This window comes from Rhizobium sp. GN54, assembly GCF_021026345.1.
Lineage (GTDB): Bacteria > Pseudomonadota > Alphaproteobacteria > Rhizobiales > Rhizobiaceae > Mycoplana.
On record NZ_JAJNCZ010000010.1, the window covers coordinates 153471 to 161066 of the forward strand.

Below are 7596 nucleotides of genomic sequence, written 5' to 3' on the forward strand. Positions count from 1 at the left end.
AACCAGGCGTTCAAGTTCATCGGAGACGCTGATTTCCATAATGAGGCAGGGTGAGCTTCGCTATGAAATCCGTTCGGCCGACACCTTCGTCTATGTGGATGTAACGGAGAGAGCCAAGCTGACTTCTCCGTCCAAGTGGACGATGATTTGCATGTGCTCAAGGGCGACCTCATCCCCTGAGCGCACATGGTAGATCGGCTGATGCCATTGCCGGATTCCCTGCATTGGGGGTGGGCTACCAAATTGGGCGGGCTCTCACAGATTGGCGCAACAACGGGTGCCAGGCAGCATCCTTAACGTCGTCGAAACAGACGCGGGCATGCCCCGCCGAAATCATCCCGATCTCCATCGCTGCAGCCTTGGAAAGGTCCAGTACGCGGCCGCGAACGAATGGGCCCCTATCATTTACCCGCACAACGACGCTCTTACCGGTTTCAGAGCTCGTGACCTCAATCTTTGTACCCAGCTTCATCGTCTTGTGTGCGGCTGTGAGCTGCGTCGGATCCATGCGTTCGCCGGATGCCGTTTTCGACGTCAATGCGTACCACGAAGCGCGGCCGCAGCCATGGTTGGCCTCGGCGCCGACTGGTAGAAATACGAACGTGGCGACCAAAGCCGCGATGCGAGGTCTCTGCATCTTTTCCTCCATGCAGTTATCGTGGAGGCCCTATGTCTTTCGATAGTAGATTTAGGGAACGCTAATACGCGGATTGGGTTCCGCCAGGCTCTTTTATTTGCCTTGGCTGGCGGGACGCCTATATTCTCGCTCAATCAGGGAGAAGAACGCCATGGTACGCAAAATCGGCATTGCTTTGATGGCAACAGCACTCGTCGCGGGATGTGCGTCGTCAGAACAAGACAGGCGAGCGGGAACGGGAGCGTTGGTCGGGGCGGCTGGCGGTGCTCTCGTCGGGCAGGCGGTCGGTCGCAACACTAAAAGCACCATCGTTGGCGCTGGCGCCGGCGCGCTCGCGGGCGCAGCAATTGGAACAGCAACGACACCGGCAGGATCGCGAAACGGTGAACTCTGCCGCTATCAGGATTCGCAGGGACGTATCTATACGGCCCCCTGCCAATGACGCCTGTCTAGCCCCATCACGCCCAGACGGCCATGCCGTTGAGTAGCGCTGCAGCGAACGTCGTGGGGACGGTCGGCCTATAGAATGCAAGGCCGGCCGATGTGATGGCGAGGAGCGAAGGGCGAAACTGATCACGAGGCACCGAGCGCCGCTCAATGCACTGCCGGCGGATCTTCTTCTTCCAGGAACGATTGGATCCCATCCCGCGCTATCGTGGCCAGAAACTCGTCGAACGCATCCCTATCGGTCGCGAAACCATCTGCCCACTCGAACACATCCTCGTTTTTGGTGATTACCTCGAGGCGCCAGTCATTGTTGGTGCCAGCTGGGCGAAAAATGTCCACCAGGACGGTGACGCCATCCTCGGTGAACTTGCCCGCCAGTTCGGAGTGTTCGTTCTTCGGCTTTTGGGGCATCGGCTTCCTAACAGCTAAGCGTGTAATGGTTCGCTACAGAATGAAGTCGCCCTTCCAGAGAAACACCCTGTCGTCCAGGTGAATGCCAAAGTCAGCCTTCCTGTCGCCGTTGATATCGGCGTAGATGTAGGTGTTCGAGGCTTTTTTCTCGTAGCGCAGTTCGCCGGCCTTTGCGTTGAAATCGTCGTCGCCGATGAACTTGAATGCCTGGTTGCCCGACGCCTTCCAGTTGGCATCGACAGCGCTCAGGTCGATCTTGTCGCCCTGCCCCCTGCTGAAGTCGTAGATAGTATCGCGGCCGGTTCCGGATGCGGCGCTATCGGTCGCCTTCTTGAGGATGAAACTTGTCGCCCGCCGCACTGCCTAAGAGCGCCCCGCCGCCTACCTTGTGGGGGGTCGAGCGACGGGCACTCAATGCCGGACGCCAGCGGGCTAAGTTGTGCCCGTCTTCCTCATTCCGTGCTAAGGAGAATGTTCCGTTAGCTTCAACTTCTACGGGATGGCAAGGCGAACGAGGACGCCCAGCAATTTGTCATTTGCATTTATCCTGAGCTTCAGCGGCTGCTGTTCTTTCGCCCTTCTGTTGAGCAATAACGTCCTGCCCGGATGTGGCAAGATCGGTGCTTTCGCCCATGGGCATAGCGTTCCCGTGCTTCTGCGCCGTGTTTGGCAGCGCGTCCGAGCTGGTTGTCGTTGTGCCGGTTGCAGATTTGGTTTCGACTTGCGACCCCGATGCGCCTTCCATCGGAGCATGGGTTCCATCCTTGGCAATGCCCCTGCGGGCTTCTTGGCTTACCGACCCCGTAATGTCTACGCAGTCTGCCAGGCTCGGCGTGTAGATAGAGACTGCCAGGGCAATGGCAGCCGGGATTGTAACTTTGAGGTTCATGGCTTTTCCTCCTTTGCGAATAACCTTAACCGCCTGGAGGCCTCTATGTTCCATTGCGCAAAGGGTCGGTGAACCGACATCCGCTCGAATATCTCGAGCGTATATCGTTGGGCCGCTGCTGCAAACCTCATGTACAGCACACCCGCGTCAAATGCGAGCGCCGCAAATCAAGATGCAATTTCGCACGTTTTCACTATTCTGCGCTCTGGGACTTAGGTGTGAGGAGAGCGATGAGCGAGACACGAGGCGAATTCATCAAGGCGAAACTAGGAATTACTGGCGCTTAGCCGCCAAGACGGTGAAATAGCCGCCATGTTGGGAACTTGCTTTCCATGGCACTTCAGGAAGCGAACCAAGTCTATTGAAGTGACAGGCGCTAAGCTTGAGGAGGTTATCCCGCCGGCATTGGCGGCGGCACGAACACAAGGTCGGCGTCAGGCAACGGACGCTGCAGCCGCTTTGCCTCTTCCCAGGGCGCCGTTAGCCAGGTATCAATTTCGTCTCCGGCTCGAAGGACGGCTGGCATCGCCTTTTGATGGATTGGAGCAACCACGCCGTTGGGCTCAGTCGTCAGAAAACCGAACAGGTCGGTGCTTATCAGCCCTTCCTTGATCTTCCGGACGCTCTCCCACCGCGGTACCCATATCCCGGCGAAGAACAACAGCGGCTGCGTCTCGTTTGCCGCGAACCAGGCATTCGGAGTCCTGCCACCCTCAGCCTTACTGGCGGGATCAGGCTCGGCAAACCGTGTGAAGGGGACAACGCATCTGTTCTCCACACCAAGCCAGCGGGTCCAGTGCTTGCTTGAGGTATTGCGGACGTTCGTCGTTCCTCCATCCGGCTCCAACTTCAGCAGTTCGTCGAAATCGACTTCCTTGCCTTTCGCGCGGAGTTTGTCGGCGCGTTTGGCTGCGGCCTGGTACAGCGCCTGTTTGGACGACGGCAATCCCCACCGCACCATGGCCGCTTCCCGGCCGGCCGGCGTGTTACGGACGATCGGCGCCTTGTAGTCGGGATAAATGTCGAGCGACGGCTCAAGATTGCCCAGGCTGTCAATCATCGCGCGCGTGGCTTGTAGGATCGCAAGCTGGTTGGTCGTGATGTTGTAGAGATTGCACATGCTGATCCTCCTCCCTCCACGGTGGCGTTGTTGGTCCGCGTGTGTCAAGCGGCAGAAAAGTCGGAACACAAGCGATCGCCCGACGTTTCTTCAGTCCTCGCTGACGCGAGGCATTCCCACAAATGAGGAGTATTGTGATGGGAAATCAGCAGCAGGAACGGCCCGACCAGAGGAAGGACCAGCAGCAGCAGCGGAGCCCGCAACAGCAGGATCAGCAGCAACAGCGCCAGCGTCGCGAACAGGACGACCAACAGGGTCGCGAGCGTCGAGACGACCAGGACAGGCGGTCTTCTGAAGATCGATAACTCCGCCGAACAGGACGCAAGGGGAGGCCGATTGGCCTCCTTTTTATCCCCGGACGTCGTGCCACACGGGAACCCTCACGTTTTTGATCGTCACGAGGTGACGGACGGTCATTTTCTCCCTTTCCGCCGCACTCGGCAGCACAAGGGTTGCCGTCATGGCGTCCTTCTTTCCGCAACGGCTGCAGCGGAAGTTTCCCTCGATCTCAAGAACCGACACGTCTCCGACAAGCTGGGCGATATCGCCAGCCCGATAGAAGTGGGTCACGTTGCAGTATCCGCATCGGACTTTGACAAGCTGGCCAATCTCCTCGGCCTTTGACAGGCTGTGCATCTTTGCGCGCACGCCAAAGTGAGTTATTTCGCGCACGTATCGCTCAGGCATCTTGCCGCTCGAAACGTGGCGTCCAGCCGCGCAACATACCGCGGCTCATGACACCCTCGGTCAAAGCAAGTTTCCGCCGGAGATGGCGGCAATCGGCAAGCAAGGTTTCCACAGCGGCGCGTGCGTCACCGCCGTGATAGGCGAGGATGGCTTCGAGCTCGCTCACTTCTGTTTCTGGTTCTGATAACGATTGGTTGGCCACACGTCTTCGTCTCCTGTGGCTGCACGGCAGGCATGCTATTCGGTTGTCGGGGTGGCCGCCGCACGGCCGATTTGTTCTTATTATGTTCTTGTATCGGCTGGAGTCAATCGTCGGCCTAGATAAGGCTGCTGGTCACGCCCCGTTTCGCGGTGGTCAGTGTGGTCGTTTCTTTCGTGACCGCTTGGTTGTCTTCTCCATCTTCGCATTGTCCAGCGTAGCCAGGATGTGGTGGTCGGCGAGGGTCGCGATCGCGGTACAGACCTCCATCTCGTCCCATCCGGCGCGCATTGCCCGCCAAACGAGATCTTGCAGCTCGGCCTCCACAGCCTGTTCACACTCGATGAGCCTATCTGCGGTGAGCGGCTGACGAGGCGAGGCGATATCGTGCATGAGATCCTCCATTGCCAGGTGGATAGTGCAGGCGACCTGGTTTTATAGATGCAGCTAACGTACTGCCCCATTCCCAGGCGCGGCATGGCGTCGTCGAGCTTGGACGCGCCTTATGATTGGCGAACAAGACCTCTCTACAAGAGACTCCAGAGGCAGTTAGCGCATCACTTTTTGACGTGTTCGGGTTTGCCCTTGTGCGTTGTCGAAGCGAGCTCTTCCAGTTGCTTTTCACTCATCGAGTTTTCCATGTCCTTGGAAGCCCCTGTGAGATCGATCTTTTTGATCTCGCCGCGTTTCGCTGCTAGCGCTGCTCCTGCGGCTTTCTGTTGTGCTTTTGACTTCGCTGGCATCTGAAGCCTCCCTTCAACAAGGAAATAATACCGTTCCGCCACTCCGGTTCCGCGAAATGACTGAACAAAGATACCCTTCGGAATGAAAGCCAATCCACCAAGCTGAGGATTGATGAAGCAAGGTAGGAAGCCGGGCAATGTGCACGGCAGCTCAGCCGTCGTTGATGTCGGCGGATGTTTGGGCATCGGCGCCAAACCGATTGCGATACCGCTGTCGGATCTGAATTTCATCCGCGATGAGAATGGTGACGTGCATGCCGTCACCATGTGGACGAAGAAGACCAACTCGAGGAAATGGCTGAGCATGTCGGTTAGTTGTGTGAACGAACATGGCCCCCGCTTTCTAGCGGGGCTTGGCGCCTTGTCGAGCAGGCGCCTATGTGAGGCATTATACGTCGTCGATATGTTGCCAGTTCTCCGCGAGTTCGCGTTCCTTGGCAGTCCTCACGTGCTCAGCGGTTTCGAGGTCTTGGTAAGGCCCAAGCGATCCGGTTTCGTCCATATTTGTCCACTCCACCCAATGACCCTGTGCATCTGAGCGGACGACGACTGACAACTTATGGTAGATGTTCGGCATATGATTTCCCTCAATGAGGAAAAACGATAGCCGCCCGAGCACTGACTTTCAAGCTACCCCGGCGCCGGCGCACTTTTGTCAATACTCCAGCTAAAAGCAGTGGCGAGGCTGGGCTCAGGACCTATTAATTTGGTTTGACTTGTGATTCAGAGCTTCCTTTCGAGGAGGCTGTGAATGGGTGATCTGTTTCTGCTGAGCGAGCGTCAGATGGCGCGGGTCTCGCCGTACTTCCCACTGGCTCACGGCGTACCACGCGTGGACGACCGGCGGGTGGTCAGCTGGATTGTCTATGTCATCCGCAACGGCCTGCAGTGGAAGGACGCGCCCAAAGAGTATGGGCCTTACAAGATGCTGTACAACCAGTTCATGCGTTGGAGCCGACTGGGCGTGTTCAACCGGACCCTTGCGGCCCTGGCAAGTGAGGGGCCCAAGCCCGACCGGATCATGATTGACGCCACTCACGTAAAGGCGCACCGCCCGGCAGCCAGCCTGCTCAAAAAGGGGATGTTCCCCGTCGTATCGGGCGCACGAAAGGCGGCCTGAACTCCAAGCTCCACGCTGTCTGTGATGCGGCGGGTCGGCCCATCATCCTGCTGTTGTCGGAGGGCCAGATGAGTGACCATAAGGGTGCCGGCTCTTGCTCGAGGCTTTGTCTTCCGGCTCCACGCTGATTGCCGACCGAGGCTGCGACAGTAACTGGTTCCGGGAGGCACTCGCGGAGAAGGACATCGAGCCCTGCATTCCGCCAACCAGAAACCGGAAAACTCCCATCGCCTATGACAAGGCGCTGTATCGTCAGCATCACAAAGTCGAGAACATGTTCGCCAAGCTCAAGGACTGGCGCCGGAATGCCACCCGCTAGGATCGTCGCGCCCACACCTTCTTCTCAGCGATCTGCATCGCGGCAGCGATGATTTTTTGGCTTTGATCCACAGGAGCCGCCCTCACGCTTTCACGGCGGAAAAGAAGAGAAATCGCGGCTTGGTTGCTAGGTTATGATATGCCTCTGGGAAGCGTGAGCGTGCCCCGGGATCGGGCTGAGGTTCGTTCAGTGACTCGAGTTGGAATCCTGCCGACTTCAACGCATCAAGCATGGCGTGAAGTGGGCGATGCCAGAAGCGCATTGTCATGGACTTCCCGCCACGCTGCCACGTTTCACTGAAGCTATAGGTCTCGAAATAGTTTTCGTGGCCCGCCAACTGGTGATCCATAAACGGGTGATGCGTGGAGAAAACCAAGCGGCCGCCTTGGGGCAGCAGACGGGTGAATTCCGAAAGGGGGCGTGCCCAGTCTGGCAGATAGTGCATGACAAGGGAGGCGAGGATCAAATCGAAGCAACCATCGTCGAAGGGCATTGGTTCGTTCAGATCCGCCACCAACAATCGCGCCCGACCCTCCAGGCGACGTTCTGCGATCTCGAGTAATCCCGCACTCGAGTCGATACCGGTTAGAATTGCCCCTCGGTCGAGGAGGGCCGCAGCATGGGCTCCGCCGCCGCACCCTGCATCAAGCACCCGAAGCCCGGTGACATCTCCAACCATCGAAAGAATGGCTGGCCGTTCGTAATAGGCATTCCAGGCATTGTTCTCGTTGTCAGCGTCATAGGCCGCTGCAAACGCATCATAATCATTCTCAGGCAATACTTGCTCCAGTGCCAAAGACCTCGTGCGAAGACGAGCACTTATCGGCTTCAGATACCATTGACATGTCCATTATGTCGAACGACTGACTCCACTGACAAGGCCATGCGTTCGGCTTTGATCAATGAGATGCTGTAACGGGGCCTGCGCCGTGCACGACCAGCCCGAGCATCTTGCAATTGCTCATGGCAAGCTGTCGCTGTTCCCGTATCAGTCTCAATCGGAGGAATACGGGATGAAGCTGTT

Annotated in this window: 12 protein-coding genes and 2 pseudogenes; 3 read left to right on the forward strand and 11 right to left on the reverse strand. The window is 57.7% G+C overall.

The window, feature by feature from the left end; translation table 11 throughout:
- Positions 1-235: 235 nt before the first annotated feature.
- Positions 236-649 carry a septal ring lytic transglycosylase RlpA family protein gene (locus LQK81_RS22020; protein ID WP_230808550.1) on the reverse strand — a complete coding sequence of 138 codons (414 nt, stop codon included), beginning with the start codon at positions 647-649 and terminating at the stop codon, positions 236-238.
- 139 nt (positions 650-788) lie between these two features.
- Between LQK81_RS22020 and LQK81_RS22025 the strand changes: the two genes are divergently transcribed.
- Positions 789-1079, forward strand: coding sequence for a YMGG-like glycine zipper-containing protein (locus LQK81_RS22025; protein ID WP_230808552.1), 291 nt, complete (start codon positions 789-791; stop codon positions 1077-1079).
- A 152-nt stretch (positions 1080-1231) separates the two neighbouring features.
- Here the strand turns inward: LQK81_RS22025 and LQK81_RS22030 are convergent, their stop codons facing one another.
- The 9 genes from LQK81_RS22030 to LQK81_RS22070 form a co-directional block, all read right to left on the reverse strand.
- Complete coding sequence (locus tag LQK81_RS22030) at positions 1232-1495, reverse strand: hypothetical protein (protein WP_230808560.1); 264 nt, start codon at positions 1493-1495, stop codon at positions 1232-1234.
- A 33-nt stretch (positions 1496-1528) separates the two neighbouring features.
- Complete coding sequence (locus LQK81_RS22035; protein WP_230808562.1) at positions 1529-1855, reverse strand: M10 family metallopeptidase C-terminal domain-containing protein; 327 nt, start codon at positions 1853-1855, stop codon at positions 1529-1531.
- A gap of 172 nt (positions 1856-2027) precedes the next feature.
- The gene (locus tag LQK81_RS22040) at positions 2028-2384 is read right to left on the reverse strand and encodes a hypothetical protein (protein WP_230808563.1); all 357 of its coding nucleotides are present in this window, start codon (positions 2382-2384) and stop codon (positions 2028-2030) included.
- 391 nt (positions 2385-2775) lie between these two features.
- Positions 2776-3504 (reverse strand): SOS response-associated peptidase, encoded by a 729-nt coding sequence (locus LQK81_RS22045; RefSeq protein ID WP_230808565.1) that lies wholly within the window; start codon positions 3502-3504, stop codon positions 2776-2778.
- 44 nt (positions 3505-3548) lie between these two features.
- Positions 3549-3755, reverse strand: coding sequence for a hypothetical protein (locus LQK81_RS22050; RefSeq protein WP_230808566.1), 207 nt, complete (start codon positions 3753-3755; stop codon positions 3549-3551).
- 97 nt (positions 3756-3852) lie between these two features.
- Positions 3853-4191 carry a hypothetical protein gene (locus tag LQK81_RS22055; protein WP_230808567.1) on the reverse strand — a complete coding sequence of 113 codons (339 nt, stop codon included), beginning with the start codon at positions 4189-4191 and terminating at the stop codon, positions 3853-3855.
- Positions 4184-4393, reverse strand: coding sequence for a CUE domain-containing protein (locus LQK81_RS22060; RefSeq protein ID WP_230808568.1), 210 nt, complete (start codon positions 4391-4393; stop codon positions 4184-4186). The genes LQK81_RS22055 and LQK81_RS22060 overlap by 8 nt, the downstream gene beginning before the upstream one ends.
- Before the next feature lie 153 nt (positions 4394-4546).
- The gene (locus LQK81_RS22065; RefSeq protein WP_230808569.1) at positions 4547-4783 is read right to left on the reverse strand and encodes a hypothetical protein; all 237 of its coding nucleotides are present in this window, start codon (positions 4781-4783) and stop codon (positions 4547-4549) included.
- Positions 4784-4947: 164 nt separating this feature from the next.
- On the reverse strand, positions 4948-5133 hold the full coding sequence (locus LQK81_RS22070) for a DUF3008 family protein (protein WP_230808570.1): 186 nt from the start codon (positions 5131-5133) through the stop codon (positions 4948-4950).
- A gap of 145 nt (positions 5134-5278) precedes the next feature.
- Here LQK81_RS22070 and LQK81_RS22075 point away from each other — a divergent pair.
- Both LQK81_RS22075 and LQK81_RS22080 read left to right on the forward strand, forming a co-directional pair.
- Positions 5279-5448 (forward strand): annotated as a pseudogene (locus LQK81_RS22075) (PRC-barrel domain containing protein); the annotation flags it as partial.
- Positions 5449-5884: 436 nt separating this feature from the next.
- A pseudogene (locus LQK81_RS22080) lies at positions 5885-6638 on the forward strand (IS5 family transposase).
- 16 nt (positions 6639-6654) lie between these two features.
- On the opposite strand, the gene LQK81_RS22085 reads toward LQK81_RS22080, so the two are convergent.
- A complete protein-coding gene (locus tag LQK81_RS22085) occupies positions 6655-7350 on the reverse strand; it encodes a class I SAM-dependent methyltransferase (protein ID WP_230808571.1) in 696 nt (231 codons plus the stop codon).
- Positions 7351-7596 lie beyond the last annotated feature (246 nt).

Bases quoted from the DNA above. Each gene is read 5' to 3' on its own strand.
- LQK81_RS22020 (WP_230808550.1), bottom strand. From the start codon at position 649: ATGGAGGAAAAGATGCAGAGACCTCGCATCGCGGCTTTGGTCGCCACG.
- LQK81_RS22025 (WP_230808552.1), top strand. From the start codon at position 789: ATGGTACGCAAAATCGGCATTGCTTTGATGGCAACAGCACTCGTCGCG.
- LQK81_RS22030 (WP_230808560.1), bottom strand. From the start codon at position 1,495: ATGCCCCAAAAGCCGAAGAACGAACACTCCGAACTGGCGGGCAAGTTC.
- LQK81_RS22040 (WP_230808563.1), bottom strand. From the start codon at position 2,384: ATGAACCTCAAAGTTACAATCCCGGCTGCCATTGCCCTGGCAGTCTCT.
- LQK81_RS22045 (WP_230808565.1), bottom strand. From the start codon at position 3,504: ATGTGCAATCTCTACAACATCACGACCAACCAGCTTGCGATCCTACAA.
- LQK81_RS22055 (WP_230808567.1), bottom strand. From the start codon at position 4,191: ATGCCTGAGCGATACGTGCGCGAAATAACTCACTTTGGCGTGCGCGCA.
- LQK81_RS22065 (WP_230808569.1), bottom strand. From the start codon at position 4,783: ATGCACGATATCGCCTCGCCTCGTCAGCCGCTCACCGCAGATAGGCTC.
- LQK81_RS22070 (WP_230808570.1), bottom strand. From the start codon at position 5,133: ATGCCAGCGAAGTCAAAAGCACAACAGAAAGCCGCAGGAGCAGCGCTA.